This is a genomic window from Flindersiella endophytica (assembly GCF_054779015.1).
In genome coordinates this window covers 96,808-112,298 of record NZ_BAAGYY010000009.1, presented here as the reverse complement: position 1 = coordinate 112,298, position 15,491 = coordinate 96,808, and the positions used below count along the sequence as shown (strand labels likewise).

Annotated in this window: 7 protein-coding genes; 4 read left to right on the top strand and 3 right to left on the bottom strand. The window is 69.8% G+C overall.

The annotated features are described in order from the left end of the window. Positions 1 to 35 precede the first annotated feature (35 nt). A complete protein-coding gene (locus ACYVF6_RS05800) occupies positions 36 to 1,364 on the bottom strand; it encodes an MFS transporter (protein WP_460516688.1) in 1,329 nt (442 codons plus the stop codon). 299 nt (positions 1,365 to 1,663) lie between these two features. On the opposite strand from ACYVF6_RS05800, the gene ACYVF6_RS05795 reads away from it, so the two are divergent. After that, positions 1,664 to 2,074 carry a VOC family protein gene (locus ACYVF6_RS05795; RefSeq protein WP_460516685.1) on the top strand — a complete coding sequence of 137 codons (411 nt, stop codon included), beginning with the start codon at positions 1,664 to 1,666 and terminating at the stop codon, positions 2,072 to 2,074. Positions 2,075 to 2,123: 49 nt separating this feature from the next. After that, positions 2,124 to 4,529, top strand: coding sequence for an excinuclease ABC subunit UvrA (locus tag ACYVF6_RS05790; protein WP_460516682.1), 2,406 nt, complete (start codon positions 2,124 to 2,126; stop codon positions 4,527 to 4,529). An 18-nt stretch (positions 4,530 to 4,547) separates the two neighbouring features. Here ACYVF6_RS05790 and ACYVF6_RS05785 read toward each other — a convergent pair whose 3' ends face one another. After that, positions 4,548 to 6,335, bottom strand: coding sequence for a S15 peptidase family protein (locus ACYVF6_RS05785; RefSeq protein WP_460516680.1), 1,788 nt, complete (start codon positions 6,333 to 6,335; stop codon positions 4,548 to 4,550). Positions 6,336 to 6,702: 367 nt separating this feature from the next. Further along, positions 6,703 to 10,029, bottom strand: a complete 3,327-nt coding sequence (locus ACYVF6_RS05780) for a phosphodiester glycosidase family protein (RefSeq protein WP_460516677.1) — start codon at positions 10,027 to 10,029, stop codon at positions 6,703 to 6,705. 335 nt (positions 10,030 to 10,364) lie between these two features. Between ACYVF6_RS05780 and ACYVF6_RS05775 the strand changes: the two genes are divergently transcribed. Together ACYVF6_RS05775 and ACYVF6_RS05770 are read left to right on the top strand one after the other, a co-directional pair. Next, complete coding sequence (locus tag ACYVF6_RS05775; protein WP_460516674.1) at positions 10,365 to 13,736, top strand: S8 family serine peptidase; 3,372 nt, start codon at positions 10,365 to 10,367, stop codon at positions 13,734 to 13,736. Between the two features lie 86 nt (positions 13,737 to 13,822). Continuing rightward, complete coding sequence (locus ACYVF6_RS05770) at positions 13,823 to 15,487, top strand: phosphodiester glycosidase family protein (RefSeq protein WP_460516671.1); 1,665 nt, start codon at positions 13,823 to 13,825, stop codon at positions 15,485 to 15,487. Positions 15,488 to 15,491 lie beyond the last annotated feature (4 nt).

Sequence of the window (15,491 nt, the reverse complement as noted above, 5' to 3'; positions counted from 1 at the left end):
CGTCGAGGGTTGGTTCGCTTGCGGGGCGGTGACGTTCACGCGGACCTATCGCTGCGGTACTTCCAGAACGCCGGAAAGGCCAGTACGGCAAGCCCCATCGCGATCACGACGAGCACTCCACCGCCGCTGATCGCCCACGTCGTACCGATCGCGGCGCCGGCCGTGCCGTGCAGCAGGTCGGCGAGTCGCGGCCCACCCGCGACGACGACCGAGAACGAGCCCTGCACGCGGCCGCGCAGCTCGTCGGTCGATGCTGCCTGCAGCATCGTTCCGCGGAACACCATGCTCACCAGGTCGGCCATGCCCGCCATGACGAGGAACGCCACGGCGAGCCACAGCGACTGCGCCAGGCCGAAGCCGATGATGGCGACGCCCCAGGCGCCGACCGCACACGCGACGGCGACGCCGTGCCTCTTGATCCTGGTGAACGTGCCCGAGAGCAGGCCGCCGATGATCGCGCCGGCGGGGATCGCGGCATACAGGATGCCGAGCGCGAAGCCGCCTTCCGCGGGGTCGCCGAAGCTCTGCTGGGCGAGTTGGGGGAACAGGGCCCTCGGCATGCCGAGCACCATCGCGATGACGTCGGCGAGGAACGAGACCAGGAGGACCTTGCGGGTGGCGAGGTAGCCGAAGCCCTCGATGACGTGCCGGAGCCCGGCGCGCTTGGGTGCGCCGTCCAGGGGTGGGAGCGGGGGCAGCCGCCAGACCGCCCAGAGCGTCGCGGTCAGCGCGATCGCGTCGAGCAGGTAGAGGGTCGACAGGCCGAGGACGGGGATCAGCGCGCCGGCCAGCATCGGCCCGACCACGCTCCCGATCTGGAAGACCGTCGAGCCGAGCGCGTTGGCGGCTGGGAGCAGCTCGACGGGGACCAGCCGTGGAATGGAGGCGCTGCGTGCGGGCATGTTGGCGCCGGCGAAGGCCTGCTGCAGCATCAGCAACGCGAACAGGACCTCGACCGACCGCATGCCGGCCGCGGCTTGTGCCCACAGCAGCACACTGGTGAGCGCGACCCCGCAGTTGGTGACGAGCATCAGCTTCCGCCGGTCCACGGCGTCGGCGATCGCCCCACCCCAGAGCGCGAAGATCACCAGCGGCACCAGGGCGACCAGCCCCGCGAGACCGACGTAGGCGGAGGACTTGGTGACGTCGTAGATCTGGAACGGCACGGCGACGGCGGTCAGCTGACTCCCGACCGACGTGACGATCGTCGAGCTCCAGAGCCGCCGGTACGGGGCGACGCGCAGCGGGCGAGTGTCGACGACGAAGCGGCGCAGGCTGAACCTGGGCTTGGCCTTGTCCTTGCCGTTGGATCCGGGTACGCCGAGGTTGTCGTGCTGGTCAGTCCGTCCACTCGGTCTTGACAACGACCCCGACTCCTTCTGCGCCTGGTATCTCGACTTCAAGAAGTGAGACCGACTCGACTTTAGCTCTGCCGGGCAAACGGTTCCCGCACGGGTCTCACCGTTCAGGCGTCACTGTCCGGAACCGGCTGCCTGCGGGGCCGCACTGCCCTGGAGTACGCCACCCGCCGTCTGGCCCGCAAGCGCCGGCGCGACCACCACGGTGAGAAGCGCGCCTTCCCCGCCGTGGCGGCGCAAGATCGACTCGGAACGATCAGGAATCGAGAAGCATGGATCCAGCCGCCACGGTTAGCCTGACCGGCATGGACATCAAGATTCACGCGAGCTTCCTGCCGCACGACGACCCGGAGGCAGCGCTGGCGTTCTACCGCGACACGCTCGGCTTCGAGCTCCGGATGGACGTCGGGTACGAAGGGATGCGCTGGCTCACGGTCGGCCCGGCCGGGCAGCCCGACACGCAGATCGTGCTGAGCCCGCCGACCGTCGTTCCCGGCCTCACCGACGACGAGCGCAAGATGATCGTCGAGATGATGGCCAAGGGCACGTACGCAGGGATCGTGCTGTCGACTCCCGACGTCGACGGCTTGTTCGAGAAGCTGCAGGCCAGCGAGCACGCAGAGGTCATCCAGGAGCCGACCGACCAGCCGTACGGCGTCCGGGACTGCGCGGTCCGCGACCCCGCCGGCAACATGATCCGGATCCAGCAGCGCTAGGTACACAGAGAGTTACAAGGCAGGCGACACGAGGAACCATGGAGACACGATGACCGCCAAGAAGGCCGCGAGAACCAAAGCCCAGCCGCAGTCGCCTGCGCCGCACGTCGCCGACAGCCATGGCCTGATCCGGGTGCTCGGTGCGCGGGTCAACAACCTCAAGGACGTCAGTGTCGAGATCCCGAAGCGCCGGCTCACGGTGTTCACCGGCATCTCCGGTTCCGGCAAGAGCTCGCTGGTGTTCGACACCGTGGCCGCGGAGTCGCAGCGGCTGATCAACGAGACCTACAGCGCCTTCGTGCAGGGCTTCATGCCGTCGCTGGCCCGGCCCGAGGTCGACGTGCTCGACGGCCTGACGACGGCGATCATCGTCGACCAGGAACGGATGGGCGCCAACCCCCGCTCGACCGTCGGTACGGCGACCGACGCCAACGCCATGTTGCGCATCCTGTTCAGCCGGATCGGCAAGCCCCACATCAGCTCGTCGCCCCAGGCGTTCTCGTTCAACGTCCCGACCCGTACGGCCACCGGCGCGATGGAGGTCGCCAAGGGCGCGGGCGAGAAGGTCGTCGTACGCAAGCGGGTCTATCTCGGCGGCATGTGCGCGCGCTGCGAGGGCATGGGCCGGGTCGACGACTTCGACCTGACCGCGCTCTACGACGACAGCAAGTCGCTCAACGAGGGCGCGCTCACCATCCCCGGCTACTCCATGGACGGCTGGTACGGCCGCATCTTTCGCGGCAGCGGCTTCTTCAACCCCGACAAGCCGATCAGGAAGTACACCAAGAAGGAACTGCACGACCTCCTCTACAAGGAGGCCACCAAGATCAAGGTCGAGGGCATCAACCTGACCTACGCCGGCCTGATCCCGTCGATCCAGCGTTCGTTCCTCTCCAAGGACCTCGACTCGATGCAGCCGCACATCCGCGCGTTCGTCGAGCGGGCCGTGACATTCACGACCTGCCCCGACTGCGGCGGCACCCGGCTCAGCGAGGAGGCGCGGTCGTCGAAGATCAAGGGCAAGAACATCGCCGATCTCTGCTCGATGCAGATCAGCGACCTGGCCGAATGGGTGGGCAAGCTGTCCGAGCCGTCGGTGCGGCCGCTGCTCGACGGCCTGCGGGCACTGCTCGACTCGTTCGCGGAGATCGGCCTCGGCTACCTCTCGCTGGACCGGCCGGCGGGCACGCTGTCCGGCGGTGAAGCGCAGCGCACCAAGATGATCCGGCACCTCGGCTCGTCGCTCACCGACGTGACGTACGTCTTCGACGAGCCCACGATCGGGCTGCACCCGCACGACATCGAGCGGATGAACGCGCTGCTGCTCCAGTTGCGCAACAAGGGCAACACCGTGCTGGTCGTGGAGCACAAGCCGGAGACGATCGCGATCGCCGACCACGTGGTCGACCTCGGCCCGGGCGCGGGTGCAGCGGGCGGCACGGTCTGCTTCGAGGGTTCGGTCGACGGGCTGCGCAAGAGCGACACGATCACCGGCAGGCATCTCGACGACCGGGCGAAGCTCAAGGGCTCAGTACGGCCGGCCTCCGGCGCGCTCGAGATCCGCGGCGCGTCGACACACAACCTGCGCAACGTGAACGTCGACATCCCGCTCGGCGTGCTCTGCGTGGTCACGGGCGTCGCAGGCTCGGGTAAGAGCTCGCTGATCAACGGCTCGGTCGCCGGTCGCGAGGGTGTGGTGGTGATCGACCAGACCGGCATCCGCGGCTCCCGGCGGAGCAACCCCGCGACGTACACCGGCCTGCTCGAGCCGATCCGCAAGGCGTTCGCGAAGGTCAACGGCGTGAAGCCGGCGCTGTTCAGCTCCAACTCCGAGGGCGCCTGCCCGACGTGTAACGGCGCCGGGGTCATCTACACCGACCTCGGCGTGATGGCGACCGTCGAGTCGCCGTGCGAGGACTGCGAGGGGAAGCGGTTCCAGGCGGCCGTGCTGGAATACACCCTGGGAGGGAAGAACATCGCCGACGTGCTCGCGATGCCGGTGACCGAGGCGGTGGAGTTCTTCGAGTCCGGCGACGCGAAGGTGCCGGTCGCGCACAAGATCCTCGACCGGCTGGCGGATGTCGGGCTCGGCTACCTCTCGCTCGGACAGCCGCTCACCACGTTGTCCGGCGGCGAGCGGCAGCGGCTCAAGCTGGCCGCACAGATGGCCGAGAAGGGCGACATCTACGTGCTCGACGAGCCGACGGTCGGTCTCCACCTCGCCGACGTCGAGCAGTTGCTGGGGCTCCTGGACCGGCTCGTCGACTCCGGCAAGTCGGTGATCGTCATCGAGCACCACCAGGCGGTGATGGCCCACGCCGACTGGATCATCGATCTCGGGCCGGGTGCCGGGCACGACGGCGGAAAGGTCGTCTTCGAGGGCACGCCGACCGACCTCACGGCAGCTCGCAAGACGCTCACCGCCCAGCACCTCGCCGACTACGTCGGCGCCTGATCCGGCGCGCCTCGGTGTTCAGCCTGTCGTGACCGGCAGGTTGAGCACCGGCACGTACGACGAGGTGGTGTTCACCGACACCGGAAGGACCGCGGTGTTGCCGGCGTACGCGATGTCGCTGGCGGCGAGCACGACCTGGATCCGGTGCCCCTGCTGCCAGCGGTGCACGACGCCCGGCAACTCGACTCGCCAGGCCCGGTTGACGTTCGGGACGCGGACGGGCGAGACCAGGCGGTTGACCAGGTTGATCGCGCCGTCCGGAGCGACGTCGTAGATCTTGGCGAACACGACCAGCCGGCCGGCCGGACCGGTGAGCTGGGTGATCGCCGCGAGCGGCGAGGTGAACCGGACGTCAAGCGTCGGAACGCCTGCGGTGTCGATGCTTTCGGCGAGCGGCGCGCTGGTCCAGGCGGCGTACGTGCCGGGCAGGTCGGTCGGCGGTAGGCCGTCCCAGTCGGGCGGGAACTCGGAGTACGAGGTCGGTATCGCCGAGAGGTTGGCCCAGGAGCGTGAGCCGCCGACGACAGCTGTGCGATCTGCCGTCAAGCTGCCGTTGCCAGAAAGGTAGAACGGCTTGGTGGTGCCGATCGGGTAGGTCTCGCTCGCGCCGTAGGCGGGTTCGGAGCCCGCGACCGCGTTGCCGTCGTAGGGGATCCAGTCGCGGAAGTACGCCAGCTTCGGGCCGAGGTCACGGGTGTGGTCGCCGCGCAACCAGTAGGCGTACCAGTCGAGTACCCGCCGGCCGAGGTAGGTCGTCTCCGGTGCGCGCTGACCCGACAGGTCGAGGTCGCCGGGTGGCGGGGTGGAGCCGGAGTGGCCCCACCGGTGCCAGATCATCCGTACCGGCGTGCCCTGCGCGTCGAGCGCGCGGTAGGTCCGGACCGCCTCCTGCAGGTTGAACAGTGTGTCGTCCTCGCCCTGCAGGATGAGCGTCGGCGTGTGCACGTTGCCGACGTACGACGAGACCGACGCGCGCCGCATGTTGGCGACGGTTGCCGGCGTGCCGTAGCCGAGCACGTTGGGCTCGATCAGCGCGGGGCAGATCCAGTCGCGGAAGTTCGGGCAGCCGAGCAGGCGGCGCGGGTCGCCCGGGGCGTACTGCAGGCCGGCCAGCACACCGCCGACGGCGAACAGGTCGGTCCAGACGCGCTTGAGAACGCCCGGGTCCGAAGCCGAGCCGGTGTTGTTGGGTGCGAGGGAGTACGACAGGTCGTTCCACGTGATGGTCGGGATGATGGTGTCCAGGCGGGGGTCGACCGAGGCCGCGGCGAACTGCACGCCGCCGCCGTAGGAGCCGCCGAACATGCCGACCTTGGGGTCGCCTGGTGCGTCGAGGGCCACGACGTCGACGGTGGCGCCGGCTGTGTCCTTCTTCGTACCCGCGAGGTAGTCGATCAGCTGGCTCGCGGCCAGGCCGTCGAAGGCCGGCTCGTCGAGGGCGATCTTGCACTGGGAGCCGCCGAAGCCCAGGCCGGAGTAGGAGAGGACGACGTAGTCGCGCTGGGCGAGTGCTGTCGCGATGCCGGCCTGGTCGGCCTTGCTGCCGCCGAAGCCGTTGGTGGTGAGGACCGCGGGCTGGCGCTGCTGTGGAGTCGCGGTGGACGGTAGGTAGAGGTCGGCGACGATCCGGCAGGGAGTGTCCTTGGCTGGTCCGACCAGGACGTCGACCTCGACCGGGGTGACCGTGACCTCGGCGAGCGCCGGCTCGGGCGCGGCGTTGCCGGGTGTCGCGGCGGCGAGCAACGAGAACGAGAGCGCGCAGGTGGCGGCACTGGCGACAAGGAGTTGGCTGCGGCGACTTCTCACGGGACCCCCTTGGGTCTGCCCTGGTGTTGCTCGCAGGATAACGGCGGCGAGTCGGGCTGTCACTACTTGTGAGTGGAGGTTGCCGGCTTTTGCTGGGGGGTTGCTGTTTGGTGGCTTGGGCTGGGGTCTGTTGTTTGGTGGCCGGGGCTGGGGCGGCTGGATTGGTGGCGGCGGCGGGAGACCATCGTCTTCCACCGGTGCCATCGATCCAGCCGCTCGGCTGGCCGTTCCGTGCGCCGTACTCCGGTTAGGCGGCTGAGCGGGCCGCGATCCGGATCGTGGACTTCTGGGTGAGGCCGTTGACCGTCACAGCGAGCTGGACCTGGGACGGCCAGAACGCGGTCAGCTTGCCGGTCGACGGGTCGAACTAGGCGGTGTGCCATGGCCTGAGGCCGGACTTCGAGCCGACGTGCAGGTTGGGTGAGCCCGACCAGTCCGCCGACACCGGGTAGGCCACCGGCACGACCCGGCTGCCCTGCGTCAGCGTTGCCGACACGTCGGCCGAGCGGCCGGCCTGCAACGTGGTCGGCGCGTTCAGCGTCAGCGCGTCGACGTGTGGCCGGATCTCCACCCGCACGTCAGCTCCCCGGACGCCCCACAACGACCAGCCGGTGAAGCCGCCGTCGGCCGGAGCGGTCGATGGGTTCTTGCCGGAGTTGCCGTTGACGACGTACGGCACGCCGTCGACCGAGGTCGCGTGGAAGGTGCCGACGTGAGCGCCGACGAACGCGGCCTGCTTGCCGGAGGTGTGCTCGAACCCGGCCAGCCAGTTCTGGATCGTCAATGCTTCCTTGCGGTCGGACAGCTGGCTCGCCTTGGCGGGCGTCGGGTCGTCCGGCGGTACGTGCTGCAGCACCACCACGGACTTCACCGAACGATCGCGAGCCGCCGCGTCGAGTTGGGTGCGCAACGTCCGCAGCTGCGTCCAGTCGCTCGCCCGGATCGAGATTCCGGAGCTGTCGAACGTCAGGAACCGCGTGCCCTTGTGGTCGAACACGTTCTGGGTCGCCCCGAACGCCGCCTTGAAGTTGTCCAGCGTTCCGGCGAACCGTTCGTGGTTGCCTGGCACGTAGTAGTACGGCAGCCTGCCCTGCAACTCCTCGTCGATCACCCGCCTGGCCAGCTCGAAGTCGGCGACGGAGGCCTCGTCGACCAGGTCGCCGTTGATGACCAGGAAGTCCGGGTGTTGCGCCAGCACCTCGCGCAGCGTACGCCTGGCCTGCTTGACGATGTCGCTGTCGGGACTGCGGGCAACGAACTGCGCGTCGGACATCACCGCGAAGCGCCATGACGAGTCGTCGAGCGTTCCGTCCTGCACCACAACGGGATCCTCGACCTTCGGTGCGGCCGGCACGTCGATCGACGGCGGCACCAGCGCGGTCAGCTGGTCGATCACGATGTCGCCCTGGTACTGCTTGGTCGCCACTGTCTCGGCGGAGTAGTAGCGCCGGAACGTCAACGGGTACTGCGTTCCGGCCGGTACGGGGAACTCCAGCTGCTGCCAGCCCGTACCCGTGAGATAGCCCGCACGGAACGCCGGCAGCAACGCACCGGTCGCGTCGTAGACCTGCATGCTGGCCCACTCGCCCTTGGCCGAGGAGTTCACCCACAGCCGCAACGCCCGCGGCTGCCCGGGAATGGCGAGGGTCTGCGTCGGCGTGGCGCCGCCGGTCCGGATCTCGGTGGTGCTCGCGAAGTCGTACGTCAGCCGCAGCCCGTTGCCTTCCTTGCCGGGCGCCGAGCTGACCGTGCCGGTCGCCCGCTCGCCGAAGAAGCTCCACTTCGACGCGTCCTCGAAGTCGGAGATCAGCACCTCCTCCAGGCCGACCGTGACGGGAACGACGGTGGCCAGCGAGCCGGCCTGGACGGTCACCAGCGAGCTGCCGGACGCCTGCTTGGCCGTGACGACGAACGTGCCGTTGGCGTCGGTCGTGATGTCGAGCAGCGAGGTGTCATAGCTGAAGGAGACCTCGGACGGCTCGAACGGAGCGCTGGAACCGGTCCGGTCGTACCCGAGTACGCCGAACGTCGACATCGCGCCGGAGCCGGTGAGCGTCACCTGCTCGGTCGTCGCGCCGATCCGGGTAGCCGGCTGCAGGACCGTGAGCTTGGCCGAGCCGTGCGCCTGCCCCTTGGATGCCGTCACGGTGGCCTGGCCGGGCCGGGTGGCCCGGAAGACCCCACTGCTGTTGACGGTTCCGGCATCGCCCGACTCGGCCCACCGCGGGGTTCCGGCTGCCGGACCGTACGTCTCGTCGTAGCCGGCCGCGGTCAGCCGCCGGGAGAAGCCGGGGAAGACGCGTTCCGGTCGCGCCAGCGCGATCGTCGACGAGCCGGTGGCACGGGTCGGGTCCAGCGCGGTCTCCACCCAGAAGCCGGTGAGCCGTCCGCTGCCCTTCGGCGCGAACAGGCCGAGGCCGTTGGGATCGTTGCGTTCCCGCCCGTCGGACGGGACGTTCTCGACGCGGCCCGTGGTCGCGCCCGGCTTGCGCGCGATGATCGTCGTCGAGCCGCCGCCGTCGAGGTTGACCGCGTTGTACGCGCCGAGCTCGACCATCATCTGGGCCAGCTCGTCCAGCCCGAGCCCGTCGGAGAACGCGGGCTGCCGGCCGTCGGCCGTCAGCAGGAACATCTTCTTCCCGTCCTGGCTGAAGCCGACCGCCGTACGCGGCGCGGGCGGGATGTTGTTGCCCTGCGACGCCTGCTGCGCGACGCCGTTCACGACCAGCAGCTGCCGGCCGTTGATCGCCGCCTGGATGCGCGCGCCGTCGTCCGTACGTGCCTGGTAGTCGATCGACACCGGGTCGCCGACGGCCAGCTGGGCGAGCCGGTCCGCTCCCGCCTCGCGGCCGACCAGTACGAAGCCGTCGGAGGGGATCTCACCCTCGCCGGCGGCCTGCCGGACCGCCGTCACGTGGTTGTTCCGTACCTCGACCTCGGTCACCCGGGCCACGCCCTGGGTCACCCGGCACCGGCAGTACGTACCCCACACCGGCGTGAACGCCTCGATGCCGTCGGCCGGGAGCGCGGTCTTGTTCAAGCCGGTAAGGGGAGTCGACCCGCCCGGCAGTGTGATCGTGCCCTCGAAGAACACTTCACCGATCGAACCGATGCCGTCCGGCGTGAAGATGGCCGCGGACTGCCGCCAGGCGGGATCGGTGCCGGGCGACTGCAGCAGCTCGCCGTGCTTGATGCCGACGCCGAGGGGTGCGTTGGAGTTGTTGATGTCGAAGAAGTCGCCGTTCACGGCCGCGACCGCGCCGACGCGACTGGCCTGCGTGGAGATCGGCTCGCCGGCGGCGACGCGACCCGGGAACAGGTAGTCGACCGTCGCGCCCTTGGTGAGGTCGACGGTCAGACTGTCGGACTGCAGCCAGTTCGGCGTTCCGGAGTACGCGTCCGGGCCGTACCTGTCGAACGAGCGCAACGTGACGCCAGGTGCGACCGGGCGGCTCGCGGAGTAGGTCTCGAGCCGCGGCTCGACCGCCTCGGTCGTCGCGGCCCGCGTGCGCTGCCCGGTCGTGAGACCGTACAGCTCCGCGTCGGACGTGGAAGCCTGCGAGCTCGGCGGCACCGGAGCGGGTTGTGCAGGGGCCTGCCCGGCGCCTGCGGGCACTGGCACGGCGAGCGCGCCAAGCGTGGCGAAGGCGGCGCCGAATGCCAGGCGCCGCCACCAAACCGTACTAATGGTCATGCCGGATCCTTCGGTCGTTCGTCAAGCAGTCGTCAAGCAACCGTCAAGCAACCGTCAAGCAGGCTTGGCCTTTGTCGTTGCCCCAGGCCATGGCGACGAAGCAGAGCCGCTGCCCGGGCTGGGCTGCGGGCTGGATGTCGTCGAAGACGGGAACCTCACCCGGACCGAGCTGCTCGGAGCACTTGCCAGGCAGTGAATCCGCGGCGGCAACAATTGTCAACGCGGTCGACCGAACTGGACAAGAGTTTCGCCGGCCGTTCTCCCGGCCCCAACCAATTGGTCACGTCGACACGTCTTGAAAACCGGACACAAGTCTGCCAACGGAGGGGATTTCTGTGCGTTTCAAGAGAATCGCCGGTTTCGGCGCCACTGTCGCGCTCCTCGTCCTCGGTCTCAGCCCCTCGGGCTGGGCCGGACCCGGGGAAGGCACAGTCAACGGGATCGTGGCCGGTCAGCCGGGGACGCGGACCGTCACGCTGCTGACCGGCGAGCGGGTGGTCGTCTGGCCGGGCAGCTCGGGACAGGTCAGGGTGGTGGCCGCCAAGGGGCGCGAACGGATCGGATACCTCCGGTTCCAGACCGCCGGCCACACCATGGTGATCCCGAACGACGCTGCGCGCCTGGTCGCGTCCGGGAAGCTCGACGGCCGCCTGTTCGACGTCACCGAGCTGGTGCGGGCCGGGTACGACGACGCCAAACGGTCCGACATTCCGCTGATCGTCCGGCATCCCAAGCAGAACGGGAGAACCGCGCTGGCCGGCGTTCCGGTGTCCTCGCGGCGTGACCTGCCCGCGGTCGCGGGCTCGGCCGCCACGGTCGCCAAGCGCGACGCGACCAGCGCCTGGAACCGGTTGCGTACGGCCAGGAGCGTCGGCACCATCTGGCTGGACGGCAAGCGCCAGGTGTCGCTCGACGAGAGCGTCCCGCAGATCGGTGCCCCGGCGGCCTGGGAGCGCGGGCTGACCGGCGACGGTATCGACGTCGCCGTGCTGGACACCGGCATCGACACCACGCACGCCGACCTGGCCGGCAAGGTCACGGCGGCCAAGGACTTCACCGGTGAGGGCACCGACGACCTGTATGGTCACGGCACCCACGTCGCGTCGACCATCGCGGGCAGCGGCGCCGCGTCCGCCGGCAAGTACAGGGGTGTCGCGCCGGACGCGGAGCTGCTGAACGGCAAGGTCTGCGACGGCTTCGGCTCGTGTGAGGAGTCGTGGATTCTCGCCGGCATGCAGTGGGCCGCCGTCGAGCAGCACGCCAAGGTGGTCAACCTCAGCCTCGGCGGCACCGACACGCCTGGCGTCGACCCGCTCGAGGAAGCGGTCGGCACGCTCACCGAGCAGACTGGGACGCTGTTCGTGATCGCGGCCGGCAACCTGCTGCCCTGGGAGCAGAAGTGCAGGGTCAGCTCGCCGGCCAGCGCCGACGCGGCACTCGCGGTCGGAGCGGTCGACGGCGAAGAGGCGATCGCACGGTTCTCCTGCCCTGGCCCACGCGTCGGCGACAACGCGCTGAAGCCGGACATCACGGCTCCCGGCGTCGGCATCACGGCCGCGCGGGCGGCGAACGGGCAGCTCGGCGAGCCCGGTGAGGACTACGTGAGCCTGAGCGGCACGTCGATGGCGACGCCCCATGTCGCCGGCGCCGCCGCGATCCTCGCGCAGCAGCACCCGACGTGGACCGGTCCGCAGCTGAAGGCCGCACTGACCGGCACCGCCGAGCCGAACGCCGAGCTGAGCGCGTTCCAGCAGGGCGCGGGCCGGGTAGCCGTCGACCAGGTCATCGACGCCACGCTGGTCGCCGAGCCGTCCGGACTGGGCTTCGGAACGCAGCTGTGGCCGCACGCCGACGACACTCCGGTGAGCAAGCAGCTGACCTACCGGAACCTCGGCGACTCCGCCCTCACCGTACGACTCGCGGCCGAGCTCACCGGTCCGGACGGCAAGCCGGCGCCGGAGGGTGCGGTCGAGCTCTCCGCCACCAGCTTGACGATTCCGGCCGGCGGCAGTGCCCCGGTCACCGTCACGTCCGACACCGACCACGGCGGGCCGGACGGCGTCTACAGCGGGCGGATCACCGCGACGGCGGCCGGCCAGTCGGTCGGAACCCCTATCGGGCTGGAGAAGGAGGTCGAGAGCTACGACCTCACCGGTACGCTGACCGGCCCGGACGGCGGCCCGGCCGAGGGTCTGGACGTCGTCTACGGGCTCGACAACGACGTGTTCGAGCTCGTCGAGTCCGGGAGCGAGCCGTGGACGCTGCGGTTGCCCAAGGGGCGCTACGCCGTCGCGTCGTACCTCGACCTCGAGGACGGCGACGAGCTCTCCCACTACAGCGCGCTGCGGCCGCTGGTCCGGCTGGACCACGACGTGTCGGTGGCGCAGGACCTGCGTGCGGCCAAGCCGGTGTCGGTGCGCGCGGAGCGGGCCGAGGCCATGGTCGACGTCTACTCGGTGAACTATGTGCAGTACGGCTCGGGCGGCCGGCGGTTCGCCTCGTACAGCGGCCAGTCGCCAGGCGTCAAGATCTACACCGCACAGCTCGGCCCTCCGGTGCCGGGCAAGGAGCTGGTCAGCTGGCTCGACGTGCAGGGTGGCGTGCCCGGGCCGGACGGCGACTTCAGGAACACGCCGTACATCTACGCGCTCGGCTACACCAAGCAGGGCGCCTACTTCACCGGGCTCGACCGGGTCGTACGTGACCGCGACCTGGTCAAGGTCGTGCACGAGCAGGCAGCTCAGACCGAGGGACGCCTGGCGAACCGGGAGTTCTTCGGCTCGCCGGACGCCAACAGTGGCTCGTGGCTGTCGTTCCTGTACGACGACCTGCCCGGCCAGGTCACGGTGTTCCACACGCCCGACCAGCCGATGCGGTGGGCCGGCTTCGCCAGCCAGGGCAGGCTGGGCGAGGACGGCTGGTACGAGTCCGACCACTTCCTGCAGCAGGACTGGCGGACGTACCGCCCGGGCAGGACGTATCGCGAGCGGTGGAACGTCGCAGCATTCTCGCCACGGTTCACGCCGTACGTCTTCGAGCCGGTGGCGCCGCTCGGCCGCAACGGCGACACGGTCCAGGCCACGTTCATGCTGTTCGGAGACGGCAACGGGCACGGCGGCGACTCGATCGTCGACGACGGCTGGGAGCGGACGATGACCTGTGACGGCAAGCCGGCGAAGCTCGTGCTCGACTACGGCGTGCCGAGCTTCGGCCGGTACGCCGTGCCCGCGGAGCGGTCGCGTTGCAGCTTCGCGGTCTCGACGTCCAGGGAACAGATCGGCAACTCGGAGGTCTCGACCCGGCTCGCCGCCAAGTGGACGTTCGACACCGAGCACGTGCCGCTGACCGACCCGGAGACCATCGAGGGCTGGCGGCCGATTCCCGCGTGGGTGGTGGGCTTCGCGCCGAGCGTCGACGACCACAACCGCAACCACGAAGGGCCGGTGCAGTTCGTGCCGGTAGACGTGACGCCGAACCCCGGCTCGAAGGTCGGGACGTTGCGTGCGGTCGACGTCGAGGCCTCCACCGATGACGGTGTGAGCTGGTGGAAGGCGCCGGTGCTGCCGGTCGGCAACGGCAGGTACCTGGCGGTCGTCGCGACCGGGAACACGGCTGCGTCGTTCGTCTCGTTGCGGACGAAAGCCTCGGACAGCAAGGGCAACACGTACGAGGCGACGATCGTGCGGGCGTACGGGCTGAGCCGGTAGCGGCAGCTTGGTGCCGTTGCTCTGCCAATTCTCTTCGTTCGAGCCGAACATCTCAGCAACGAGTAACACCGGGGCTGGGAGGGGACATGCGGCTGCGACGAACGACGGTGTTGTGCGGGGCAACGGCACTGCTGCTGGCCGGTGGGTGGCCGGCGCTGGCTTCGGGCGGTCCGGATCCGGCGAGGGAGGGCGCCGGGTCGGGCGAACAGGTCACCGACCATCTCGTCCCGCGGGCGAAGCTGCTTCCGGCACGGCCGATGATCGAGGTGCAGGCGACCACGATCGCGCCGGGGATCGTGCACAGCCAGTACGACAACGGCGTCGACGAGGCCGACATCCTCGACGTCGACCTCAGCAATCCGGCCGTCGGCGTGACGTACACCTATCCGGGCACGGTCGCGGCGGCGACGGCGATGACCACGCAGGCCAAGCGGGTCGGGGCGATCGCCGCGGTCAACGGTGACTTCTTCGACATCGGCAACACCAACGCGCCGCGCGGGGTCGGCATCGACGCCGGCACGTTGCTGAACGCGCCCGCCTCGGGCTGGAACGAGTCGCTGGCGATCAGCGCGTCGGGTTCCGCCCACGTCGGGCGGCTCGTGCCGATCTTCCTGGACGCGGTGATCGGCTTGCCTGGCGGTGTTTCGCGGCCGGCGACGAAGCTCAACTCTCCTGGCATCCCGGTCGACGGGCTCGCGGTCTTCACGCCTGCCTGGGGATCGGCGAGCCGGGCGCTGACCGTGAGCGGCGGCGCGCGGATCCGCGAGGTGGAGGTACGAGCGGGCGTGGTGTCCGCGGTGCGTACCGCCGCAGGCTCGACCGCGATCCCGTCGAACGGTGTCGTGCTCGTCGGCCGCGAGGCCGGCGGCGACGCGCTGGCCGGCCTGCAGGTGAGCGACGCGGTGTCGGTGACGTACCGGCCGCGGTACACCGGCGCGGCCGCGGAGGTCGCGATCAGCGGAAACCTCGTCCTGCTTCGAGATGGCGTCGTCGACGTGCCGTCGCATCCGCGCAACCCGCGTACCGCCGTGGGCTTCTCGGCCGACGGGACGCGGATGTGGCTGGTGGCGCTGGACGGCCGGTCGACGACGAGCCAGGGCATGACGTACGCGGAGCTGGGTGCGTTCATGAAGTCGCTCGGCGCCGACGACGCGATCAACCTCGACGGCGGCGGCTCGACGACGATGGTCGCCAAGGCACCCGGCGAGGTCGAACTCTCGGTGCAGAACGTGCCGTCGGACGGCTCGCAGCGTTCGGTGCCGAACGGCTTCGGGCTCACCTCGACGGCGTTCCCGGCCGCGTGCGTGAAAGCGACGTTCGACTTCACGTCGTACCCGTCGTTGAGCTCCGGCGCCTCGGGCGCGCCGGTGCTGGCGCTGAACTGCCTGCTGAAGCTCCGCGGATCCCTGCCCGGCGTACCGGGATCGACCTTCGGTTCGGAAACCGAATCCGCTGTGCGGTCGTTCCAGCAGAGCCGTGGACTATCGGTGGACGGCGTGGCCGGCCGCGGCACCTGGACAGCCCTGCTTTCCCTCGGCTCCGCACCGACCTTGCGCAGCGGCTCCTCGGGGATCGCGGTGCGCCGGCTGCAGCGCGCGCTGACGGCAACCCTCGGCCGGACCGTGGGCGTCGACGGCGCCTTCGGCACCCAGACCGACACCGCCGTGCGGGACTACCAGCGCACCCGCGGTCTCGGCGTCGACGGCATCGTCGGCCCGGCGACCTGGGGAGCGCTGCAGGCCGGCCGCTAGCTGT